Source organism: Nocardioides sp. T2.26MG-1 (genome assembly GCF_950101795.1).
Taxonomy (GTDB): Bacteria; Actinomycetota; Actinomycetes; order Propionibacteriales; family Nocardioidaceae; genus Nocardioides.
In genome coordinates this window covers 204033-226624 of record NZ_CATNLZ010000001.1, presented here as the reverse complement: position 1 = coordinate 226624, position 22592 = coordinate 204033, and the positions used below count along the sequence as shown (strand labels likewise).

Below are 22592 nucleotides of genomic sequence, written 5' to 3'. Positions count from 1 at the left end.
TGCCCGCCTTCAGCCTCTCGCCCGGCCGATGTCGCCGAGCACCGGGTGACGGCCGAGCCACTCGGGGAATCGGCGGCTGAGCACCGGGGGTCCGATCACCTCGATGGAGCCGTCCGCGCGGGCCTCGCTCATGGTGCGGTCGCCCATCCAGACCTCGGTGAGCGCGCGCAGGTCGGCGTTGACCCGGAGATCGACCTGCTGGCCCGGGTCCACGAGGCAGAGGTCGATGTCCTGGTCGACCACCAGCCAGTACGTGGTGCGGCGTGGGGGCGCGTCGCGGATCCAGAACTCGATCACGGTCCTCGTGTCTGCCAACCCGCCCGCTCGGAGCATCCGACGCATGTCCCACATCAAGAAGGTGGGGTCGAGCTCGTCGGGAGCGTAGTCGCTGCGGACCCAGCGCTGACCCCAGACGCCCATGGCCTCGATCAGGGGGTAGAGCTCCCAGCCGGCGGCGGTGAGCCGATAGCCGCCGCCCTCCGCGCGCTCCGCTACTCCCGCGGAGACGAGTTGGCGCAGCCGCTTGGCGAGCAGGGTCGGCGAGATCAGGGGGACCCCGCGCTGGATGTCGGAGAACCGGCTGCTGCCGCACATCAGCTCCCGCAGGACGAGCGGCATCCAGCGCTCGCACAGCAACTCCGCGGTCTTCGCGACCGGGCAGAACTGTCCGTAGGTGGCCACCGGACCACGCTAGGCGACGGCGCACCGGTGCGCACTACAGAACCTGGAGTGCACCCGTCGCCCTCGCCGGGTTCCATGGACGCCTCATCACCACACGGGAGGGCACCATGGGCAAAGCGGTCATCTCACTCACCACCGGGCTGGAGGACGCGGAGCGGGTCACCGTCGCGTTCCTGGTCGCAGTCGGCGCCGCCGAGAGCGGCCGGCCGACGCTGATGTTCCTCACCAAGGAGGCGGTACGGCTGGCGGTCGAGGGCGTGGCGACCGCCACCGCGTGCCAGGGGTGCCCGACGCTCGAGAGCCTCATGGAGCGGTATGCCCGAGCCGGCGGCACCTATCTCGTCTGCCCGATCTGCATCGATGCCAAGGGGCTTGCCGAGCAGCCACTCGTCCCCGGTGCGACCAGCGGAGGGACCGTGCCGATGTGGGAGTGGATCGGCGACGAGGGCGCGACGACCTTCAGCTACTGAGGTCGTCCGCCGCGGCAGTGGGCCGCCGCTTGGGAGGATCGGGACCCGGCCTGAGACAATGGGAGCGTGAGCACACCCGCGCAGACCGACGTCCTCGTCGTGGGCGCCGGCCCCGCAGGGTCGGCGGCGGCCGCGTGGGCGGCGCGAGCCGGACTCGACGTCGTGCTCGCCGACGCGGCGGTCTTCCCTCGTGACAAGACCTGCGGCGACGGACTCACGCCGCGCGCGATCGGTGAGCTGCAGCGGCTCGGCCTCGAGGACTGGCTCCGCGCCCACACGGTCAACCAGGGGCTCCGCGCCCACGGCTTCGGCCAGACCCTGCACCTGCCGTGGCCCGGAGGGACGCTGCCCGACTGGGGCTCCGCCGTGGCCCGCACCGAGCTCGACGACCACCTGCGCACGACGGCGATCAAGGCGGGAGCGGTCGCGGTCGACGGGGCGCGCGCCGTCGACGTACGGATGTCGGCAGGACGGGTCGTCGGCGTCGTCTTCCGCACCGCGTCGGGTGAGGTGGAGATCGGCTGCCGCCGGCTCGTCGTCGCCGACGGCGTCCGGAGCCCGCTGGGCAAGGTCCTCGGCCGCGAGTGGCACCGCGAGACCGTCTACGGCGTCGCCGGCCGCTCCTACATCACCTCCGAGCGGTCCGACGATCCCTGGATCAGCTCCCACCTCGAGCTGCGCGGCCAGGACGGCAAGGTCCTCTCCGGCTACGGCTGGATCTTCCCGCTCGGCACCGGTGAGGTGAACGTCGGCGTCGGCACCCTGGCGACCGCAAAGCGGCCCGCGGACATCGCGATCAAGCCGCTCATGGCCCACTACGCCGACGAGCGTCGTGAGGAGTTCCAGCTCTCCGGGGAGCTGCGGATGCCCACCTCGGCGCTGTTGCCCATGGGCGGCGCGGTGTCCCACGTCGCCGGGCCCAACTGGGCGCTGATCGGCGACGCCGCCGCGTGCGTGAACCCGCTCAACGGCGAGGGCATCGACTACGGCCTCGAGACGGGTCGTCTGGTCGCGGAGCTGCTGGCCGACCGGCCCGCGGACGCGCCGGGCCTCGAGACTGTCTGGCCGGCGCTGCTGCGTGAGCACTACGGCGAGTCGTTCTCGATCGCCCGCCGGCTGGCCGGCCTGGTGACCGTCCCGCGCCTGCTGCCCACGCTGGGTCCGGCGGGGATGCGCTCGGACTGGCTGATGACGCTGGCGCTGCGGTGGATGGGCAACCTCGTGACCGACGAGGACCGCGACCGGGCCGCGCGGGTGTGGCGCTGGGCCGGGCGCCGCTCGATCGCCCTGGACCACCGCCCGCCGTTCGGCTGAGGGGGAGGAGTGGTCGGACTCCCCAAGCGGCAGCGGGTGGCGGCGTACGCGGTGATCATCCGCGAAGGCCGGATCCTGCTGAGCCGGCTCTCCCGGAGCATCACCTCCGAGGAGCTGTGGACGCTGCCCGGCGGCGGCCTCGACCACGGTGAGGACCCGCGCGACGCGGTGATCCGGGAGATCTACGAGGAGACCGGGCTGCACGCGGTCGTCGGGGAGACGGCGCGCGTCTACTCCGCCCACCTGCCGGGGGTCTGGCGCGAGGGGCGCCGGGTCGATGCCCACGCGCTGCGGATCGTCTACGACGGGTGGGTGCCGATCGACGCTCCCGAGCCCCGGGTGATCGAGGTGGGTGGCTCCACGGCCGAGGCCGCCTGGAAGCCGACCGAGGACGTCCTGGACGGGACCGTGCCGGTGGCGCCGATGGTGCTCGAGGCGGTCGCCGACCACCGCCCGTTCCGCCATCAGCGCCTCGGTGCCTACGCGCTGATCCTGCGCGACGACGCCGTGCTGCTCGTGCGGATCTCCGACCGCGGCTTCCACACGGGCTCCTGGACCCTGCCGGGAGGTGGCGTCGACCACGGCGAGGCGCCCCGGACCGCCGTGGTCCGCGAGGTCCGCGAGGAGGCCGGCGTCGAGTGCCAGGTCGGGGAGCTCGTCGCGGTCCACGACGACCACTTCAGCGGCACCGCGCCGTCGGGGCGCTACGAGGACTTCCACTCCGTGGCGCTCGTCTTCGCCGCCGACGTCGCGGCCGACGCCGATCCTCGCCTGGCCGAGCAGGGTGGGACCTCGGCGGAGGTCGCGTGGGTGTCCCGCGACCGGATCCTGAGCGGCGAGGTGCCGGTGCTCGAGCTGGTCCGCGAGGCGCTCCGGGAGCGCTGACCGGAGCGTCGGTCGGGCCCTCGATCAGGGCAGTGGCGTGGCCGCGACCTCGCACACGTTGAGCTCGGGCTTCGAGGTGTTGTTGGTGACGAGATAGGAGGAGAGGACCCAGGCCTGCTTCACCCCACCGACCGACCACCAGATGCGCATCATGCCGTTGCGTGGCAGGTCGACCGGCCCCAGGAGACCGGTGGTGGGGTCGAGGTCGAGGTCGTCGTAGTGGGTGATGTGGGAGGGATCGTCGGTCCGCCCCTCGCCCTGGATGTACTCGTAGTCCATGAAGGCGTCGGGGTCGTCGGGGCGCAGCGCCACACTCTGCTCACCTCCCCGGCCGGTCTCGCACACGAGCTCGGCCTGCCCGAACCCCGGGATCGTCGCGGTGCTGGTCCGGTGCGCGGCTGCGTCGGCGTCACCGTGCCAGCTGAGCCCGAACTGTTGCTCGGTGTCGGTCCTGAGGGCGAGCGTCATCCTGCAGTACTGGCTGCCGGGGTAGGCGAACCGCTCCCACCACCAGGTCAGCTTGAACGAGGTCACCGGCAGCGCGAGCGTCCCGCCCCCGGACCGGTTGCGGCCGGGACGCTGGCTGATCACGCCGTACGCCGAGCCCTTCGCGAAGTCCTCGATGCCGTGCGCACCCTGGTTGAGGCCTTCGTGCGCCTGGTAGCCGGTCCCGCCGGTCCCGTCGTCCGCAGCCGTCGAGTAGCGGTAGATGCGAACGTTCTTCACCGCGACCCGGTCGGTGCCGTCCTTGGTCTCGAACTTGGCCAGCCACATCTGTGTCTCGGCGTTGCGCTCGTTGGCCCGGATCCGGAGCATCGTGGCCTTGGGCCGGCAGACCAGCTCGACCTGGCCGATCCCGGGCACGTTGGTCGCCTTCTGGTAGACCGGTCGCTTCTGGTCCCCGTGCCACCTGACCACGATCCGCTTGGTCTGCTGCACCTGCCGAGCGCTCGTGGCGGACGCGCCGGCGTACGTCGGCGCGACGGCGAGCGCGGGGATCAGGAGCAGCAGGGGCGATGCGAACGCGACCAGCCGGGTGGCCAAAGTGGTCATCTCGCCGGCTTCTCGCTCGGCACCGGCTGGGAGGGCGAGGTCGCGTTGTCGTCCGGGACGTAGAGCAGCGGGGCCTGGTCGCCGTTCAGCCACGCCTGCTGGATCCGGACCGTCTCGTTGGGCAGTGCCACGAGGCGGGCCGTGTCGGCGTCGTTCTGGGCGTTGTCGATGTAGTGACCGAGGAAGTCGCGCACCTCGTTGCGGACCAGCGACCGGGTGGTCGTCGTGATCAGCAGCTGCCGGGCCAACGGGTACTCGCCGCTGGTGATCGTGCGCTGGCTCGGGAAGATGCAGTTGCGCTGCCCGTCGGGCATCGTGATCTCGAAGGGCCGCAGCTGGTCCTCGAACAGCTCGTAGTAGCTGTACCGGAAGTACGCGACGTGGCCGCGGTAGGACTCGTACAGGCGGCGGGCGTGGTCGGTGCTCTGGTAGAGCGTGTTGACCTCGCGGTAGCGCAGCTCGGCGGCGTTGAGCCGCACCCGGGCGGCCGAGCGGCGCGTGTACGCCGCATCCACGCGACGCTGGTCCTTCCGCTTGTCGGCCAGGGGCCGCTCGTCACGGATCCCCTTGGCGCGCTCGGCCAGCGCGATCGAGAGCTCGGTGCGGGCGGCCGCCATCTCCATGCGGGCGTCCTGGAGGGCCTGGTTGACCTGGGCGCGCCGGCGGCTGACGTCGTCGAAGCGGGCTGCCCGCAGCCCGAGGTTGCGCTGGCCGACGACGAACTGGCGAGCCTGCTCGTCGTTCTCGGCGAGGTAGTAGTCGGAGCGGAGGTCGACCTGGGAGGGCTCGGGTGCGCCGAGCACGTAACGCCCGAAGAACCCGAAGCCGTTGTTGTCGGGGTTGGGCCCGCCGACCTTGAGCGGCACGTCGTCGAGGCCGAGCGGCTCCTGGCTCCAGTTCGTCAGCGGCGAGCCGGCGCGGTAGAGGTCGCGCACCTGGTCGACCGTGAGGCAGTCGGCCCCGACGTCGGTCTCGGACTTGATCGCGACCACGATCGCCTCGGCGGCGACCTGGAACTGCACCACGTCCAGCCCGACGGCCTGGCACGCCTCCCACTCCGCGCGGCTCATCGGACGCGCCGAGTCGACGAGGTCGATCCGCCCCGCGCACAGCTCCTGGAAGGCCTGGTCCTCGCCGTTGTCGGCGACGTTGATCTGCGCGGCGTCGGTCGTGGTCTCGTAGCGGCCGATCTCGGTCGGGGTCATCGACCCGCTGGTCGAGCCGTCGACGTCGACGACGCCCGTGGGGCGCGTCGGGAGTGCGGCGTACGCCTTGGCGATGTCCTGCTCGCGCAGCTTGTTCTCGCGGAACGCGTCGGCCTGGTCCTGGCTGACCGTGTCGGTCGCCTCCTGGGACGGGTCCGAGCAGGCGGTGAGCAGGCCGAGCGAGACCGCGGCGACGGCCAGCGAGGCCGCCAGCGGCCGGGCCAGCAGCGAGCGGGTGCGGGTCACTGGACGGCGCCCCCTTCGGTCGGTGAGCTCGTCGGCGAGGCGCTCGGGTCGGCACTCGGGTCGACGACGGTCCCGTCGTCCTCCTCCGGCGGGTAGCGGTAGAGCTGGCCCAACGGCAGCACCTCGAAGTCGTCGAGGGTGAGTCCCTGGAGCTCGTTGCCGCGGATCAGCCCGTCCGTCACGTCGCGCTGCGCGTAGAGGGTCGGGACGGCCGCGCGGTCGACCACGATGGCGCCGTACGTGCGCAGGCAGGCCACGATCGCGTCGGCCAGGCGCTGCTGCTGCTTGCTGAGCTTGATCGGCTTGCCGGTCCGCGGGTCGACCGGCGGCGGGAGCACGACGTCGCGCTTCAGCCTGATCCGGGCACCTTCGGGCAGCGACCGCGGTCGGCCGTTGCCGTCGGTCGACGACGCCGGCTGGACGAACACGCCCGCGGCGGGGCCGGGCACGCTGATCGCGAGCGCGTGCTGGATCTCGCCGGACTCCAGCTCGCCGGCCCGGATCAGCCCGGCGAACAGCGGCAGACCGGAGCCACGGGCACCCTCGGTCTGGGGCTCGCTGTAGCCGGGGCCGTTGAGGTCCCACTTGCGCATGTAGTTGTAGGAGATGGTGTCGTCGGCCTCGCGGCGGGCCCGCCACAGGTCGTAGGCGACCGACGCCGAGGTGTCGAAGACGGTGTACCACCCGTCGTAGCGGGGATCGGGGTCGACGTCGTCGGGGATGTTGAGGACGGTGGTGTTCTCGCCGTCGCCGCAGACCAGCTGGCGGCAGACCAGCGAGGTCGGCCGACCCCCGGCGACGACCGGGACCGTCCAGCGCAGGGTGTTGATGTACAGGCCCGCGTCGACCATGTCCCGGGTCTGGACCTGGGTGGAGCCCGGACCCTCGATCACGCCCAGGCGCTCGTGGGCGTACTGGATCATCCGGTCGGAGTCGGGGTCGACGCGGGCGGTGTCGATGCGCCGGTTCCAGGGTGAGGTGTCGTTGAAGAACCGGTGTTCGGGCACGACCACACCGGGTGACTGGGTCGGGTCCACGGTCACGACCACGTCCTCCGACGCGTCCTTGCCGGAGTCCCCGCCCGCGCAGCCGGCGAGCAGGACCGCGGCGGCCGCGACGACGGCGACGCCGCATTGGGTGCGGTGCTGACGTCGTGTGGTCATCGGGAGGGCCCGGTCTCTCTGGTCCGCGGTCGCGTGAGCGAGGACTCGGTGGTGTCGGCGACCCTGGAGATCGCATCGCTGAGGACCGCCAGCCGGTGGCCGTGGTCGCCGGGGTCGTCGTCGAGGTCGTCGAGCTCCCCGGCGCGCATCCGAGCGGCGGTGATGATCGCGTGTGCCTCGCGGCGCGACTGGAGACGGATCAGCTCGGCGTCCAGCTCGGCCTGGGCGGTGACGAGCTCGTAGCGGCGGGTCGCCTCGAGGTCCATGGCCTCCAGATGCCGCAGCGTGGCCTGCTCGGCCGCGTGCATGCGGCTGATCACGCCCTGCGCGATCTCCTCGACGGTGCGGGCGAGGTCCACCGGCGGGACCACGGGCTCACGCCCGGCCACGGGCTCGGCCTCGGCGACCGGGTCCGGCTCCGGCCAGGACTCAGCCTCGGCCTCGGCCTCGGCCTCGGGCTCGCCCTCGGTCGCCGGCTCTGGCTCGGGTTCTGGGGCGAGCTCCTCGACCACGGTCAGGGGCTTGCGCGCGCTGCGCGGCCGCCGGGCCCTGGTCGTCGGCGCGGTCGCGGGCGCGGTCGCGGGCTGGGGCTCGGGCTCGGGCGCAGGTCCTGGTGCGGGCTCGGGCGCGGTCTCGGCGACCGGCTCCGGCTCTGGCCGGGACACGGGTGCGGTCACGGGCTCGGTCACGGGCTCGACCGGTGTCGCGGTCGCATCGGGCTCGAGGATCGGTGCCGGCGTCGGCTCGGGCACCCGGCGCAGTGCGGTCCGGAGGTCGCCCGGGCCGGCGGTCTTGCCGGTCAGGCGGGTGGCCCGGGTCTCGACGGGCTCGGTCGCCAGCGCGGCGGTGAAGTCGACCTGACCGATGCGGGACTGGTCCGTCAGGGCGGAGAGCACGTCGTCGACCGACGGGGGCGGCGCGATGCGCGGCTTGTCGTCGACCATCATGACTCCCCGAACTGGCCCGTGGTCACCCCACCGGGCTGGTAGCCGGCGGGCACGCTGACCAGGACGTAGCGCGGCGTGCGGAAGACGACCTGCAGCATGGGGTCGGAGCCGATGGCGGCGTCCGGGTACAGCGCGGTGAGCAGGTCGCCGTTGTCGGCGGCCGACATCAGCAGGTAGTCGACGTCGTACGCCGCGGGGTTGCGTGCGGCGAGCTTCCACGGGCCGTCGCTCTGGTCGATCCGGTCGAAGAAGTACTCGGGGTGGCCGGTCAGCATCATGACCGCGTAGGTCTGGGCGTTGTCGGTGAGGATGGAGTTGTCCCGTGAGACGTTGTTGGAGATGTACTCGGCCATCGCCTGCTCGGAGAAGATGCCGACCTTCTCGCGGCTGAGGGTCTCGGCCCCCTCCTGGGACTCGCCGGTGGTGATCGCGGCCGCGAACGGTGCCTCGAGGTTCTGGTAGCGGTAGGTCTTCATCGCCTGGATCGTCCAGGGGATGCTGATCACCAGTGCCACGACGATCAACGCGGCGACCAGGGTGCTGCCCTCGTCGGCGGAGCGGGCCAGCCAGATCGCCCCGATCATGCTGATCATCAGGATCGGCACCGCGTTGCGCATCAGCATCGGTGAGTCCGTGAGCCGCAGCACGACCGCCGCCGACGGCAGCATGATCGCGACGCCGAGCATCACGCCGAGCCACAACGCGAACGGGTTGCCGCGGGCGACGCCGGCGAAGACGAGCGCGGGGAGCACGACGATCGCGATCGGCGCGCCGTACAGCACCAGCTCGCCGGTGGCGCGGAGCAGCTCGACCGCCGAGAACGTCTCGAGCCCGCCCGACGCGGCGGCGTCGCTCGATCGGGTGATCCAGGCGAACGGCCGGAGCAGCAGGATGAAGTTGAAGACCGTCCAGAGGGCGACGACGTACACGGTCGGCGAGGCGAAGCCGACCACGGTGCCCTCGACCTCGGTCCCGTCGGCGCCGAGCCGGGCCAGGATGGCGCCGATCATGATCGCGCTGAGCACGAAGAACGTGAGGCTGGTGTAGCCCGCGAGGGCGGCGATCGAGAACGAGATGCCCGCGAGCATCACGAACCGGACGTCGGCGGTGATGTACCAGGCGAACAGGGCGCCCAGTGCGGTGACGACCAGCGCGATCCAGACGAAGTGGCGGGTGCCGGTGGTGGCGTACAGCAGCACCATCGGGTTGGCACCGAGTGCGAGAAGGACCGCGTAGCGCAGGGGGCCGGCGATCAGCGCCCGGCGCATCATCGTGTTGAACGCGACCATGGTGAACGCGGCGAAGATCGCCGAGGCCAGCGGCACGACCGCGAGCGAGGTCACCAGGCCGCGGAGCACCGCGAGCGGTGCGATGAGCAGGGTCGCGAGCGGCGGGTAGTCGAAGCCGATCGCGGACAGCTTGGCCGGGTCGTTGTGCCACACCATCAGGGCACGGTTCAGGCGGTCGAGGGTCTCGAAGCCGACCACGTGCAGGTCGACCACGACCCAGTAGCCGAACCAGGTGTAGGCGACCGTGAAGAACGCGAACACCAGGGCGCTCTCCCACCACCGGCGCTCGACGTCGTTGGGCCGGCGACCGACGAGCTGGACGACGCCGCTGCGGCGGTCCTTGGTGTGGACGTTGGAGACCGTGCTCACCGGGGCGCTCATCAGGAGTGTCCCTCGTCCAGGCCGTGCTCGGTCTTCTCCCAGTAGAACGGGTTGGTGAAGAGCTGGATGAAGCCCTTCCAGGCCGCCCAGCTCATCAGGCCCCAGTAGAAGGGCGAGAGCAGCGCGGTGCGGGTGAGGCCGAACTCGCCGCGGTGCAGGCTGCCGGCCACGTTGAGGTAGACGAACACGAAGTTGCCGACGAACAGCAGCGCGCTGGCGGCGTAGAAGATGATGCCCGGGAACAGCTGCTCGATGAACCCGGCCTGGGTGAAGACGTACAACGTGGTCAGCGCCCAGAAGATCGGGTTGAGCAGCAGCACGAACGCGCTGCCCATCGTGAGGTTGAAGCTGAGGAAGCCGCTCAGGCCGGTCTGGGAGAGGAGCCGGAGCGGGTTGCGCATGTGGACCAGCCAGGTCTGGATGTAGCCCTTGTTCCAGCGGCTGCGCTGCCGGATCCAGTTGGGGACCTGGGAGTTCGCCTCCTCGAGCGTGGTCGAGTCGATCATCGCCGTCCGGTAGCCCTCGCGGTGCAGCCGGATGCCGAGGTCGGCGTCCTCGGTCACGTTGAACGGGTCCCAGGCGCCGAGCTCGCGCAGCTTGGAGGTCACGAAGTGGTTGGAGGTGCCGCCCAGCGGGATCGGCGACTCGGCCGCGCCCATGGCAGGGAGCACGAGCTCGAAGTGCATGGAGTACTCGTTGGCGAACCAGGCCGTGAGCATGTTCTGGTCCTGGTTGAAGTGGTTGAGCTTGGCCTGGACGCACACCACGTTGCTCGCGACGCGGCTGAACGCGATCACGGCCTTCTTCAGCTGGTCGGGGTCCGGGCGGTCCTCGGCGTCGAAGATCACGCAGTAGGAGCCGAACGCGAGCTGCAGCCCGTAGTTGCAGGCCTTGGGCTTGGTCTTCGGCTTGCTGTCGGGGACGACCACCAGGTGGAAGTGCGGCGGCAGCTGCATCTCGCGGATCTTCTGGACCGTCTCCTCGTCGTCCTCCTCGCACAGCAGCTTCACGTCGAGCCGGGTGCGCGGGTAGTCGAGGGCGTTGATGTCGCGGACCAGGCGCGGGACGATGCCCGCCTCCTTGTAGAGCGGGACCAGGATCGTGTACATCGGCAGGCGCCGCTCGTCGATCGCCGCGATCTCCTCGTCGGTGACGTCGGTCTCGAGGTGGGTGCCCAGTGCCCGCAGGGTGAGCCGGAACTTGTAGAAGGACACCACCAGGTAGAGCAGGCTGCAGGCTGCGACCAGGGCGATCGCGGTGTTCATGGGCCAGATCACGGCGCAGAAGACGATGACGACGGCGGACAGCACCAGGCCGGCCTTCTGTCCGCCCGAGATGACCACGTGGGCCGACTCCTCGGGCCGGGTCTCCATGAGCAGCCGGGTCGAGACCTCGGCGTAGTGGCGGGCGTGCACCCGCTGGATCAGCTGGTCGAGCTCGGTCCGGTTGGCCAGCAGCTGGCGGAACGGCGCGCCGAGTGCCTCCTCGACCTCGGCCGACTGCTCGGCGTCGAGTGGGCGGGCGACGGCGAGCAGCACCAGGTCGTCGGTCGCGGCGACCGGGATCGCCTGGAACGCGTGGGCGAGCGGCTCCGGGAGCCGGCGGGCGACCTCGAGGTCGGGGGTGAAGTCCGTCAGCCCGACCCGCTGCATCTGGTACATCTCCGAGAGGGCCGCCACGAGCACGTCCTCGGTGATCGCCTCGTGGGAGACGAGGATGTCGCCCAGGGGGTCGCCGGTGCGGGAGTACTCGAGCATCGCCCGCTGCAGCTGCTCGTCGGTGATCAGCCCGCTGCGGGTGAGCATCTGCGCCATCTGCATCCGCGCCCGGCGTGCGTCCGGCGACTCGACCTCGGTCTCCTGAGGCGGGTACACGGAGTCGATCGCGGCCACGATCTCGTTGACGGTGTGACGCACCAGCTGCACGGGTCGGTCGATCCGCTCGGCGACGACCTGCGCGGTGATCGCGTCGTCGGCGTCGGCCGCCGCCACGAGGACGGCGCCCCCGACCGAGGCGTACGGCATCACCCGGAAGGTGCGGCAGATGCCCTCCGGGATCAGGTGGCGCAGGTCCTGGGCGACCCCGTCGGTCAGCCTGGGGAGGCGGCGGGTCTCGAGGCCGGCCTGGCCGGACTGGGTCGTGGTCACGCTGAGGTCCCCGATCCGAAGCCGGCGGTGCCATGGGAGGCCCGTCCGGGCGACTCGGCGTGTGCGACGGCGCCCGGTTGCGCAGTCTGGTCCGGCTGGGGCCGCCGGTTGCTGCGCGGCCGCATGACGGCGTACGCCAGGTAGGCGACGCCGAGCGCCACGAGCGGCGCGATCAGGAAGGACAGCAGGGCGACGACGAGGATGGCCAGGGTCAGGAGCAGCCCCACGACCGCGGCGCCCACCGACTTCGTTGCCGGACGCGACGGACCCGTCTGCAACGACATGATGCTTCCCCCCTGCTCAGGTGCCCCACCACCGGTCCCGAGCCCTTGCGGGACTCATGGTGGCACGCCCCCTCGCGTACCGTTCACCGATTGGTGGACTCCTCGGATGCCCACGCTAGTTGGCGATCACGCCCGCTGGTGACGGTCTGGACCAGCGTTGACGGACTGTGGACGGATCGTTGACCGGACGTGGACCGCCTGTGTACATCCCCGCCGGGAGGGTGGGCTGGATCACCTCGGCAGGTGGTCGGTCAGCCAGCTGCGCGCCTGGCGTCCGTACGGCGTGGGGCGGCCGCTCTCGTCGGACACCAGTGCCATCGGGTCGGCCGGGTGGTCGGCCCAGACCCAGAACAGTGCGCCGACGCCGTGCTCGTCGGCCCAGTCGAGGTAGCGGCCGACGTACCCGTCCTCCGGGTGCCGGGCGCCGAGCTCGGAGGTGAGCAGGGGCACCGTCTCGGCGATCGGGCCGAGCACGTCGTCCCAGCAGTCGGGGTCGCCGCACGCCTTGAAGTCGTAGGAGTGGAAGGCCGCGACCAGCTGGTCGTCGTCGGGCGCGAACTCCAGCCAGTGGCTGAGGTCGTTGGCGTAGTCGAGCCCGCCGAGCAGGATCGGCTGCGCGGCGCCGGTGTCGCGGATCGTGCTGACCACGGCAGCGAAGCCCTGCACCGGGTAGGTGACCTGGCCGAGGGTCGCGCTCTGGTCGTCCTCGACGGGCGCCTGGCAACCGCCGTCGCGCCAGCACTGCCAGGTGAGGTCGAACAGGAACCGGTCCCCGCCGGCGCTGTAGCGGGAGTAGGGCTCGTTGAACGCATCGAACATCACCGACGGGTTGTCGCGGTACGCCGTGGCCACCGAGGTCCAGAACGCGATCGACTCCGAGTCCGGCATCGCGAGGTTGCCGAACTCGGGCTGCCCGATCCGCTTGCGGCTGTGCAGGTCGAGCACCACGACCAGGCCGGCGCGGTTGAGCGCGGTGACGAACCGGTGCACGTCCGCGCGGTAGCCCTCGACGGTCCGCTCCTCGTACTGGTCGCTGACCGGGGCGCCGCGGGTGCCGAGCCAGCAGTCCTGGTTGAGCGGGAGGCGCACGGTGTTCGCCCCCCATGCCCGGATCGCGTCGGCCTCGGCCGTCGCCGGGCTGCCCGCCACGACGTTGTCGAGAGCGGACATGCCCCAGCCCTGGGCACAGGCGTACTCGAAGCTGCTCCAGTTGACGCCGCGGGGCACGAAGTCGCGGCCGCTGCGGGCGTCGACGATCCGGTTGCCCTCGACCACGGCGTGGGCGGCGCCGGTGTCGGCGAGAACGCCGGAGGCCGTGGGCGTGCGGAGCTGGAGGTAGAGGCCGGTGCCGGCGAGGAGCGCCACGACGGCCGCCAGCGCGATCCAGCGTGCCTGACGTCGTGCGTGCAGCAGCATGGAAGCCCCCCTCTCCGCCGGTCAATCGTAGGGGCCGGTCCGGCCGTTATGTTGGGCGAATGAGTGAGACCGTCTTCACCTACGCCGCGCCCGCCCTCAAGTTCGGCCCCGGGGCGTCCGGCGAGGTCGGGCACGACCTGGCGTCGTACGGCGCGCGCCGGGTGCTGCTGGTCACCGACCCCGGCGTCGCGGCCACCGGGCACCCGGGCCGCATCGCGGAGCAGGTGGCCGCCCGGGGCATCGAGGTCACGACGTACGACCGTGTCCACGTCGAGCCGACCGACGCCTCGATGGCCGACGCGATCGCGTTCGCCCGCGACGCCGGGCCGTTCGACGCGATCGTGGCGGTCGGCGGAGGATCGTCGATCGACACCGCGAAGGCGGTCAACCTGCTCACCACCAACCCCGGTGAGCTCATGGACTACGTCAACGCGCCCGTCGGCAAGGCGCTGGCGCCGTCCCAGCCGCTGCTCCCGCTGGTCGCGATCCCCACGACGACCGGCACCGGCGCGGAGAGCACCACGATCTGCGTGCTCGACGTGCTCGCGCTCAAGGTCAAGACGGGGATCAGCCACCCACGGCTGCGACCGACGCTGGCGGTCGTCGACCCGGACCTGACGCTCAGCCAGCCGGCGACCGTCACGGCCGCGGCCGGCATGGACATCGTGTGCCACGCGCTCGAGAGCTACACCGCCCGGTGGTACGCCGACTTCGACGCCAAGCGCCCCGAGCAGCGGGTGCCCTACTGCGGGGCCAACCCGATCGCCGACCTCTGGTCGGAGAAGGCACTGTCCCTGCTGGCCGGCGCGTTCCGCACCGCCGTGCGCGACGGGTCGGACCGGGCCGCCCGCGAGCAGATGGCGATGGCGGCGACCTTCGCGGGGCTCGGCTTCGGCAACGCCGGGGTGCACATCCCGCACGCCAACGCCTATCCGATCGCCGGCCGGGTCCGCGACTACCGGCCCGAGGGCTACCCCGACGCGGCGATCGTCCCGCACGGCATGGCGGTCTCGCTGACGGCGCCGGCGGCGTTCCGGTTCACGTTCGAGGCCGCGCCCGACCGGCACCTCCGCGCCGCGCGGCTGCTGGACCCGCGGGTGCCCGAGGGGCCCGACGCGCTGCCGACGGTGCTGACCGCGCTGATGCGCGACATCGGCATCCCCAACGGCCTGGCGGCCGTGGGGTACGGCGAGGCCGACGTCGACGACCTCGTCGGCGGCGCGCTCCAACAGCAGCGACTGCTCGCGACGGCGCCGAAGAGTCCCACGCCGGAGGACCTGGCCGCGGTGTTCCGCGGCTCGATGGAACACTGGTGACGTGTCCCAGACGTCCCCACCGGCCCCGCCGATCCCGTCGGACCCGGCCGTGCCGGACCTCGTGGGCGAGCTGCGCCGCCGTGGTGTCTCGGACGTCGACGACTCGACGCTGACCCGGGCGCTGTACTCCTCGGACGCCTCGCTGTACCGCGTGGTCCCGCAGGTCGTGGTCCGGCCCCGGCACCGCGACGAGCTGCTGGCGGTCATCGACGCCGCGCACGCCACCGGCGCGCCGGTGACCATGCGCGGTGCGGGCACGTCGATCGCCGGCAACGCCGTCGGCACCGGGATCGTGGTGGACACGCTGCGGCACCTCAACCGGGTGCTCTCGATCGACGCGGACGCGCGCACGGCGGTCGTGCAGCCCGGCGTCGTGCACGCCGACCTCCAGCGCGCGGCCGCGCCGTACGGACTGCGCTTCGGGCCCGACCCGTCCACCCACACCCGCTGCACGATCGGCGGGATGATCGGCAACAACGCCTGCGGCTCCCGGGCCCTCGGCTACGGCCGCACGGTCGACAACGTGGTCGCGATGGACGTCGCCCACGGGCCCGGCGCGACCGACGTCGAGACCCGCCTCGCGGCGCTCGTCGACCAGCACCTCGGCCACGTGCGGACCGCGTTCGGACGCTTCTCCCGGCAGGTCAGCGGCTACTCCCTCGAGCACCTGCTGCCCGAGAACGGCCGCAGCCTGGACCGCTTCCTGGTCGGCTCGGAGGGCACGCTCGCCGTGGTCCAGGAGGCCACCGTGCGGCTCGTCGAGGACGAGGCCGAGCGCTGGCTGGTGCTGCTCGGCTACCCGACGATGGTCGACGCCGCCGACGCGGTGCCGGCGCTGGTCGCTGCCTGCGAGGGCCGGATGATCGCGTGCGAGGGGCTCGACGCCCGGATCGTCGACCTGGTGCGGGCCCGCGGCAACGCGGTCCCCGAGCTGCCGCGGGGGGCCGGCTGGCTGTTCGTCGAGCTGACGGGCGCCGAGGCCGAGTCGCTCGCGGCCCGGGTGGTCGCCGAGTCCGGGGCCCTCGGGCACCGCGTCGTGCTCGACCCGGCCGAGGCCGCAGCGCTCTGGCGGATCCGTGAGGACGGGGCCGGGCTCGCGGCGCGCAGCCTGTCCCGCCCCGCCTACTCCGGCTGGGAGGACGCCGCCGTACCACCCGAGCGGCTGGGTGCCTGGCTGCGCGACTTCGACGAGCTGCTGCGCGAGCACGACCTCGACGGGGTGCCCTACGGCCACTTCGGCGACGGCTGCGTGCACGTGCGCATCGACTTCCCGTTCCAGGCCGGCGAGGGCGACGGCCGCCGGCAGTTCCGCGACTTCCTCACCGCGAGTGCGCTCAAGCTGCGCGACCACGGCGGCTCGCTCTCGGGTGAGCACGGCGACGGCCGGGCCCGCTCCGAGCTGCTGCCGCTGATGTACGACGCGGAGTCGCTGCGGCTGTTCGCGGCCGTCAAAAAGATCTGCGACCCGGGCAACCTGCTCAACCCCGGCAACATCGTCGACCCCGCCCCGCTCGACGCGGACCTGCGCCCGGCCCGCCCCCGTCCGGCGATCCCGCTCGCCGGGTCCGTGCACCGCTGCACCGGCGTCGGCAAGTGCGTGGCGCCGACCACCAACGGCGTGATGTGCCCGTCCTACCTCGCGACGCGGGAGGAGAAGGACTCCACCCGCGGCCGCTCGCGGGTGCTGCAGGAGGCGCTCGACGGAGAGCTCGTGCACGGCCTCGCGGACCCCGCGGTGCACGAGGCGCTCGACCTCTGCCTGGCCTGCAAGGGCTGTGCGTCCGACTGCCCGACCGGCGTCGACATGGCCACCTACAAGGCCGAGGCTCTGCACGCGACGTACGACGGGCCCGGCTCGAAGCGCCGCCCGCGCAGCCACTATCTCCTCGGCCGGCTGCCGAAGTGGGCCCGGCTGGCCGCGCCGGTCGCGCCGCTGGCCAACCGGATGATGCGGCTCGGCCCGGTCGCCCGGCTGGCCAAGGCCACCGCGGGCATCGACCAGCGGCGCTCGATCCCGGCGTTCGCGCCGCGGACGCTGCGGCGCGGTCTCGACAAGCCCGAGCAGGGCACCCCGGACGTGTGGATCTGGGCCGACTCGTTCACCGACCACTTCTTCCCGGACAACGGGCACGCGGCGATCCGCTTCCTGGAGTCGGTCGGCGTGACCGCGCGGGTGATCCGCGAGGACGCGTGCTGCGGGCTGACCTGGGTGACGACCGGGCAGCTCGACGAGGCCCGGTCGATCATGACCAAGACCGTGCGGACGCTGAGGCCGTACGTCGCGTCCGGCGTGCCGGTCGTCGGGCTGGAGCCGTCGTGCCTCGCGACGCTGCGCAGCGACCTGCCGGAGATGATCGGCGAGCACCTCGACGTGCTGACCTTCGCCGAGCTGCTCGAGCGGCTCGACGTGCCGCTGCCCTCGCTGGCCGGGGTCGAGGTCGTGGCGCAGCCGCACTGCCACCACGCCTCCGTGCTCGGCTGGGCCGCCGACAAGCGACTGCTGGAGAAGGCCGGCGCCACCGTCACCCAGGTCGCCGGCTGCTGCGGGCTGGCCGGCAACTTCGGCATGGAGAAAGGCCACTACGAGGTGTCCGTCGCGGTCGCCGAGACCCACCTGATGCCGGCCGTGCGTGCCCACCCCGATGCGGTGGTGCTCGCCGACGGCATGTCGTGCCGGGTCCAGCTCGACGACCTCGCGGACGTCCCCACGATGCACCTCGCCGAGCTGCTCGCTTCTAAGGTGGAGGCGTGAACCCCCGCCATCGCCGACTCGTCATCCCCGTGGCGCTGGCGGCCCTGCTGCTGGTGGTCGTGGTCGCGGCGGTGCTGAAGTGAGCCCGGCATGAGCGAGCCGCTGCTGCGCGCGCTCAACCGGCTGCGCGACCACATCCTCGATCCCGACGTGCTGGTCAAGGCCGTGGCCTCCGGGCGCCAGAAGGGCACCCAGCCGACCTGGCGGCGCGCCGAGCTGCGCTACGTGGACCTCAAGGCCGGCCGGCACCTGCAGATCACGACGTACGACGAGACCCAGGCGCACACCGCCAACCACGCCGTCGGCGACGCAGCACGGGACGCGGTGGACGCGCTGCTCGACGAGCCGTTCGGCAACTGGCACGTCGACACCACCACCGAGAGCCATCAGCTGCGGGTCACGAAGAAGCTCGAGGCCGTCGTGCACACCACCGACAGGGTCGAGCCGGTCGAGATCGAGCGCGGCCACGACCGGGAGAAGTCGCGGCTGCTGCCGGAGGACGACCCCGTGTTCGTCGCGCTCGGGATCTCTGACGAGTCCGGGCGGCTCAAGCCCAGCCGGCAGGCGAAGTACCGCCAGGTCGAGGAGTTCCTGCGGCTCCTGGATGCCTCGATCACCGACGCCCTGGACAAGGGCCACCTGCGCCGCCCGACCGCCGAGGACCCGCTGCGGATCGTCGACCTCGGCTGCGGCAACGCCTACCTGACGTTCGCGGCCGAGCGCTACCTCAGCGGGGTCCGCGGGCTGCCGGTCCGGCTCACCGGTGTGGACGTCAAGGAGCAGTCGCGCGAGCACAACGCCGCGGTCGCCGCCGGGCTCGGCGTGTCCGCTGACTTCGTGGTCGGCACCATCGGCGGTGTCGAGCTCGACCCGGCTCCCGAGGTGGTGCTCGCGCTGCACGCGTGTGACACCGCCACCGACGAGGCGCTGGCCCAGTCGGTCGCCTGGGGCGCCCAGCTGGTGCTGGCCGCGCCGTGCTGCCACCACGACATCGCCGCCCAGCTGCGCCGGTCGCCGACGCCCGCGCCGTACGCGATGATCACCCGCCACGGGATCCTGCGCGAGCGGCTGGCCGACACGCTCACCGACGCGCTGCGCGCCTCGCTCATGCGCCAGCAGGGCTACCGCGTCGACGTCGTGCAGTTCGTGGAGAGCCAGCACACCCCGCGCAACACCATGCTGCGCGCGGTCCGCGCCGGCTCGCCGGTCAAGGGCGGCTCGGTGCGCAAGGAGTACGACGACCTCGTCGACACCTGGAACATCAGCCCCGCGCTGGCCCGGCTGCTCGACGCACGCTGATGCTCGACCGGGTCCTCGGTCTCGCGTCAGCCGTCTCGTTCGCGATCGGCTCGCTCGCCGGCCCGGCGGACCCCCACGCGACCGTCGACCTGACGTTCGACGACCCGGCGATCGTCGAGTCGAGCGGCCTGGTCGTGGGCGACGGGCTGTTCGTCACCGTCAACGACTCCGGGGACAGCGGCCGCGTGTTCGTGGTCGACCGTTCGGGCGCCACGGTGGGGACCACGTCGTGGGCCGACGACCCCGAGGACGTCGAGGCGCTCGCGCCGGCCGGCCGCGGCACGGTGTGGGTGGGCGACATCGGGGACAACCGCGAGGCGCGGGACTCGATCGAGGTGCTCCGGGTGCCGTACGGCCGCGGCGACCGGACGGTCGACCCGGCGGCGTACACCCTGGTCTACCCCGACGGCGCCCACGACGCCGAGACCCTGATGGCGCAGCCGCGCACCGGCCAGCTGTTCGTGGTGAGCAAGGACCTCTTCGGCGGCACGGTGTACGCCGCACCCCGGCGGCTGTCGGCGTCGGAGCCCAACCGGCTGCGCGCGGTCGCCGACTCGCTGTCGTTCGCCACCGACGGCGCGTTCTTCCCCGACGGGCGGCACTACGTGCTGCGCGACTACGGCGCCGCGGCGGTCTACACGTTCCCCGGGCACGAGAAGGTGGCGTCGTTCGGGCTCCCCTCGCAGCAGCAGGGCGAGGGCATCGCGGTCGCCCCCGACGGCTCCGTGCACGTGTGCACCGAGGGACAGTTCACCGACGTGCTGGACGTGGAGCTGCCGGCGCGGGTGGTCGCCGCGCTGCGGCCAGCCCCGGAGCCGTCCGGCTCCCCGGCTCCGCAGGCGGAGCCGAGCGAGCAGGACGGGGACGGCGAGCAGGACGGCTCCGGCTCGCCGGTCTGGCCCTGGATGCTCGGCGGCGTCGTCGCGGTCGGGTTTGTGGCCGGTGCGGTACGGCTACTGACGCGCCATGGTGCGGCTTCGTAGCACGTCGCCCGACCAGCCGGGCTGGACCCGGCGCCGGGCCGGGAAGGGGTTCGTCTACCTCGACGAGCACGGCGACCGGCTGCCCGAGGAGGACGCGCGGCGAGTGCGCGACCTCGTGATCCCGCCGGCGTGGACCGACGTGTGGGTCACGCCGTACGACAACGGCCACCTTCAGGCCGTCGGCACCGACGACGCGGGACGCCGGCAGTACCTCTACCACCCCGACTGGCGGGCCCGGCGGGACGCGGAGAAGTTCGACCGGATGCTGGAGTTCGGCAAGGCCCTGGCCAAGGCACGTGAGCTCGTGCTGCGCGACCTGGGCCTGGAGGGGATGCCGCTGGAGCGGGCCTGCGCGGCGGCCGTGCGGCTGCTGGATCTCGGCTACTTCCGGATCGGCAACGACGTCTACGCCGACGCCCACGGCTCCTTCGGGCTGACCACGCTCGAGCGCCGGCACGTGCGCCGTCGCCAGGACCGGCTGGTGTTCACGTTCGTCGGCAAGTCGGGCGTCGAGCACCGCATCGAGATCGACGACGCGGTCGTGGTCGAGGCCATCGAGGTCATGCGCCGGAGACGCGGGCAGGACCTGCGGCTGCTGGCCTACAAGAACGGCCGCGGCTGGCGGTCGATGCTGCCCGAGCTCGTCAACGAGTACGTCCGTGCCTCGACCGGGATCGAGGCCACGGCCAAGGACTTCCGCACCTGGCACGCGACCGTGCTGGCTGCGGCCGCGCTCGCCGAGACCCCCGAGCCCGGGCACTCCGGCGCGTCCCGGAAGCGAGCCGTCACGGGGGCGATGAAGGAGGTCGCGTCGTTCCTCGGGAACACCCCGACGCTGGCGCGCTCGTCGTACGTCGACCCGCGCGTGATCGACGCCTACGAGGAGGGGCGCACGATCTCGCGGGCCACCGGGCGCAGCTACGACACGCCCGACGAGCGGCAGGCGGCGCTCGAGCGTGCGACGCTGAGGCTGCTGAAGGAGGCCTGATGCGGATCACGGCGGTGCAGGGTGACATCACCCGCCAGGAGGTCGACGCGGTCGTCAACGCCGCCAACAACGGCATGCGCGGGGGCGGCGGCGTCGACGGTGCGATCCACCGCGCCGGTGGGCCGGCCGTGCTCGAGGACTGCATCGCCCGGTTCCCGCACGGGCTGCCGACCGGCGAGGCCGGCTGGACCACCGCCGGCGACCTGCCCGCGCGGTGGGTGATCCATGTGGTCGGCCCGAACTACCACGCCGGTCAGCGCGACCGGGCGCTGCTGCTGTCCTGCTACTCCCGTGCCCTGGAGGTCGCCGACGAGCTGGGCGCCGCCACGGTCGCGTTCCCGCTGGTCTCCGCCGGGGTCTACGGCTGGCCGAAGGACGACGCGATCGCCTGCGCCCTCGAGGCGTTCTGCTCGGCCGACACCGCGGTCACCGAGGCCCGGCTGGTCGCGTTCGACGCGGCGACGTACGAGCAGATCAGGACCGCCCTCGACGTTGAGTCGTGAGTTCTGACGCTTGAGTCGTGGTTTCTGGTGGGCGCACCGTCGGGCGCGCTGTCACAGCTCCCGACTCGACCGTCACAACTCCCGATTCAACGGTCGGAAGTCCCGACTCAACGGGGTGGCGGGGCTGAAGGCGAGGGCGGCGAAACGACGGCCGATCAGCTGGTGGGTGGCGGCGTCGGGATGCAGTTGGTCGGGGAGGGGCAGCTCGGCGTGGTCGGCCTCGCCGTACAGCTCACGGCCGTCGAGGTAGTGCAGGTGCGGGTCGTCGGCGGCCCGCTGCGCGACGATGCGGGCGAGTTCGTCGCGGACCGTCGTGAGCGTCAGCCGGCCGGCGGCGACCCCGGCCGGGTCGCCGGCCGCGGTGAACGAGAGTCGCCCCTCCGCGAGCGCGGCCAGGTCGGGCGCGCTGGGACCGGGCGTCGTCTCGTGGATCGGGCACAGGATCGGGGAGACCACGAGCAGCGGCGCGTCCGGGTGGCCGTCGCGCACCAGGTCGAGGAAGCCGTGGACGGCGGGGCCGAAGGCGCGCATCCGCATGACGTCGGTGTTGACCAGGTTGATCCCGATCTTGACGCTCAGCAGGTCGGCCGGCGTGTCCCGCATGGTCCGGGCGGTGAACGGGTCGAGCAGCGCGCCGCCGCCGAAGCCGAGGTTGACCAGGTCGACGCCCCCGGCGGCGGCCGCCAGCGCCGGCCAGGTCGTCGAGGGGCTCGCGGCGTTGGAGCCGTGGCTGATGGAGCTGCCGTGGTGGAGCCACACCGGGCGACCGGTGTCCGCGACCGGCTCGACGGGGGCGTCGGTGCGCAGCGCGACGAGCTCGGTGGTCTCGTCGTGGGGGAGCCAGACCGCGATGTCCTTGGCGGCGTCGTCGAGGCCGGTGACCCGGAGCGTGCCCGGCCGCCCGGGCGTGAGCTCGGACCGCCCGCTCATCATGTCGATGGTCAGCGTGTGGCCGCCCGGCACGGTCCCTTGGTGGGCGAGCCGGCCGTCGACGAGCACGTCGTAGACGCCGTCCGGGCGCGGCGGCGCCCCGGCGTACACGCGCTTGGTCGGCACCGTGTCGAGCTCGACCATGGTGGCGCGGGTGCGGAAGACCAGGCGTACGCCGGCGGGCTGGCTCTCCGAGAGCGCGATCTGGGGGTCCGCGCTCTGGGCGCGCGCCCACGCCGGCAGCCGGTGCGGCAGCAGGCCGTGCGCGGTGCGCTCGAGCTCGAGCGCACCGCGGACGAGCGCGGGGGTGATCTCGGTGCTGATCACCGCGGGGTCCAGG

The 22592-nt window shown here is 72.4% G+C and carries 19 protein-coding genes; 9 read left to right on the top strand and 10 right to left on the bottom strand.

Going from position 1 to position 22592, the window contains the following annotated elements:
• Positions 1-9: 9 nt before the first annotated feature.
• Positions 10-681 (bottom strand): winged helix-turn-helix transcriptional regulator, encoded by a 672-nt coding sequence (locus QQZ14_RS01100; RefSeq protein WP_284532309.1) that lies wholly within the window; start codon positions 679-681, stop codon positions 10-12.
• Between the two features lie 107 nt (positions 682-788).
• Here QQZ14_RS01100 and QQZ14_RS01095 point away from each other — a divergent pair, with 107 nt between their 5' ends.
• The 3 genes from QQZ14_RS01095 to QQZ14_RS01085 all read left to right on the top strand — a co-directional run bounded on the left by QQZ14_RS01095 (position 789) and on the right by QQZ14_RS01085 (position 3350).
• Complete coding sequence (locus QQZ14_RS01095) at positions 789-1151, top strand: hypothetical protein (protein WP_284532308.1); 363 nt, start codon at positions 789-791, stop codon at positions 1149-1151.
• 66 nt (positions 1152-1217) lie between these two features.
• The gene (locus QQZ14_RS01090; RefSeq protein WP_284532307.1) at positions 1218-2465 is read left to right on the top strand and encodes a geranylgeranyl reductase family protein; all 1248 of its coding nucleotides are present in this window, start codon (positions 1218-1220) and stop codon (positions 2463-2465) included.
• Positions 2466-2474: 9 nt separating this feature from the next.
• Positions 2475-3350: an NUDIX hydrolase gene (locus tag QQZ14_RS01085; RefSeq protein ID WP_284532306.1), complete on the top strand. Its 876-nt coding sequence runs from the start codon at positions 2475-2477 to the stop codon at positions 3348-3350.
• A gap of 24 nt (positions 3351-3374) precedes the next feature.
• Here QQZ14_RS01085 and QQZ14_RS01080 read toward each other — a convergent pair whose 3' ends face one another.
• From QQZ14_RS01080 to QQZ14_RS01045, 8 genes are all read right to left on the bottom strand, one after another.
• Positions 3375-4403 carry a hypothetical protein gene (locus QQZ14_RS01080; RefSeq protein ID WP_284532305.1) on the bottom strand — a complete coding sequence of 343 codons (1029 nt, stop codon included), beginning with the start codon at positions 4401-4403 and terminating at the stop codon, positions 3375-3377.
• Positions 4400-5854 (bottom strand): PstS family phosphate ABC transporter substrate-binding protein, encoded by a 1455-nt coding sequence (locus tag QQZ14_RS01075; RefSeq protein ID WP_284532304.1) that lies wholly within the window; start codon positions 5852-5854, stop codon positions 4400-4402. The genes QQZ14_RS01080 and QQZ14_RS01075 overlap by 4 nt, the downstream gene beginning before the upstream one ends.
• A complete protein-coding gene (locus tag QQZ14_RS01070) occupies positions 5851-7017 on the bottom strand; it encodes a hypothetical protein (RefSeq protein ID WP_284532303.1) in 1167 nt (388 codons plus the stop codon). The genes QQZ14_RS01075 and QQZ14_RS01070 overlap by 4 nt, the downstream gene beginning before the upstream one ends.
• Positions 7014-7964, bottom strand: coding sequence for a hypothetical protein (locus tag QQZ14_RS01065; RefSeq protein WP_284532302.1), 951 nt, complete (start codon positions 7962-7964; stop codon positions 7014-7016). Before QQZ14_RS01065 ends, QQZ14_RS01070 begins: the two co-directional genes overlap by 4 nt.
• Positions 7961-9634, bottom strand: a complete 1674-nt coding sequence (locus tag QQZ14_RS01060; protein WP_284532301.1) for a hypothetical protein — start codon at positions 9632-9634, stop codon at positions 7961-7963. The genes QQZ14_RS01065 and QQZ14_RS01060 overlap by 4 nt, the downstream gene beginning before the upstream one ends.
• Entirely contained in the window at positions 9634-11781 is a 2148-nt protein-coding gene (locus QQZ14_RS01055) for a glycosyltransferase (RefSeq protein WP_284532300.1), read from the bottom strand. The genes QQZ14_RS01060 and QQZ14_RS01055 overlap by 1 nt, the downstream gene beginning before the upstream one ends.
• A complete protein-coding gene (locus QQZ14_RS01050) occupies positions 11778-12065 on the bottom strand; it encodes a hypothetical protein (protein ID WP_284532299.1) in 288 nt (95 codons plus the stop codon). Before QQZ14_RS01050 ends, QQZ14_RS01055 begins: the two co-directional genes overlap by 4 nt.
• A 231-nt stretch (positions 12066-12296) precedes the next feature.
• On the bottom strand, positions 12297-13481 hold the full coding sequence (locus tag QQZ14_RS01045; protein ID WP_284532298.1) for a glycoside hydrolase family 5 protein: 1185 nt from the start codon (positions 13479-13481) through the stop codon (positions 12297-12299).
• Between the two features lie 59 nt (positions 13482-13540).
• Here QQZ14_RS01045 and QQZ14_RS01040 point away from each other — a divergent pair, with 59 nt between their 5' ends.
• The 6 genes from QQZ14_RS01040 to QQZ14_RS01015 all read left to right on the top strand — a co-directional run bounded on the left by QQZ14_RS01040 (position 13541) and on the right by QQZ14_RS01015 (position 21322).
• A complete protein-coding gene (locus QQZ14_RS01040) occupies positions 13541-14797 on the top strand; it encodes a hydroxyacid-oxoacid transhydrogenase (protein ID WP_284532297.1) in 1257 nt (418 codons plus the stop codon).
• A 1-nt stretch (position 14798) separates the two neighbouring features.
• Positions 14799-17549, top strand: a complete 2751-nt coding sequence (locus tag QQZ14_RS01035; RefSeq protein WP_284532296.1) for an FAD-binding and (Fe-S)-binding domain-containing protein — start codon at positions 14799-14801, stop codon at positions 17547-17549.
• A 90-nt stretch (positions 17550-17639) separates the two neighbouring features.
• On the top strand, positions 17640-18848 hold the full coding sequence (locus QQZ14_RS01030) for a class I SAM-dependent methyltransferase (protein WP_284532295.1): 1209 nt from the start codon (positions 17640-17642) through the stop codon (positions 18846-18848).
• Complete coding sequence (locus tag QQZ14_RS01025) at positions 18848-19831, top strand: hypothetical protein (protein WP_284532294.1); 984 nt, start codon at positions 18848-18850, stop codon at positions 19829-19831. The genes QQZ14_RS01030 and QQZ14_RS01025 overlap by 1 nt, the downstream gene beginning before the upstream one ends.
• A complete protein-coding gene (locus QQZ14_RS01020; RefSeq protein ID WP_284532293.1) occupies positions 19815-20819 on the top strand; it encodes a DNA topoisomerase IB in 1005 nt (334 codons plus the stop codon). Before QQZ14_RS01025 ends, QQZ14_RS01020 begins: the two co-directional genes overlap by 17 nt.
• Complete coding sequence (locus QQZ14_RS01015; RefSeq protein ID WP_284532292.1) at positions 20819-21322, top strand: O-acetyl-ADP-ribose deacetylase; 504 nt, start codon at positions 20819-20821, stop codon at positions 21320-21322. Before QQZ14_RS01020 ends, QQZ14_RS01015 begins: the two co-directional genes overlap by 1 nt.
• A gap of 72 nt (positions 21323-21394) precedes the next feature.
• Here QQZ14_RS01015 and QQZ14_RS01010 read toward each other — a convergent pair whose 3' ends face one another.
• The gene (locus QQZ14_RS01010) at positions 21395-22579 is read right to left on the bottom strand and encodes a GDSL-type esterase/lipase family protein (protein ID WP_284532291.1); all 1185 of its coding nucleotides are present in this window, start codon (positions 22577-22579) and stop codon (positions 21395-21397) included.
• Positions 22580-22592: the final 13 nt, after the last annotated feature.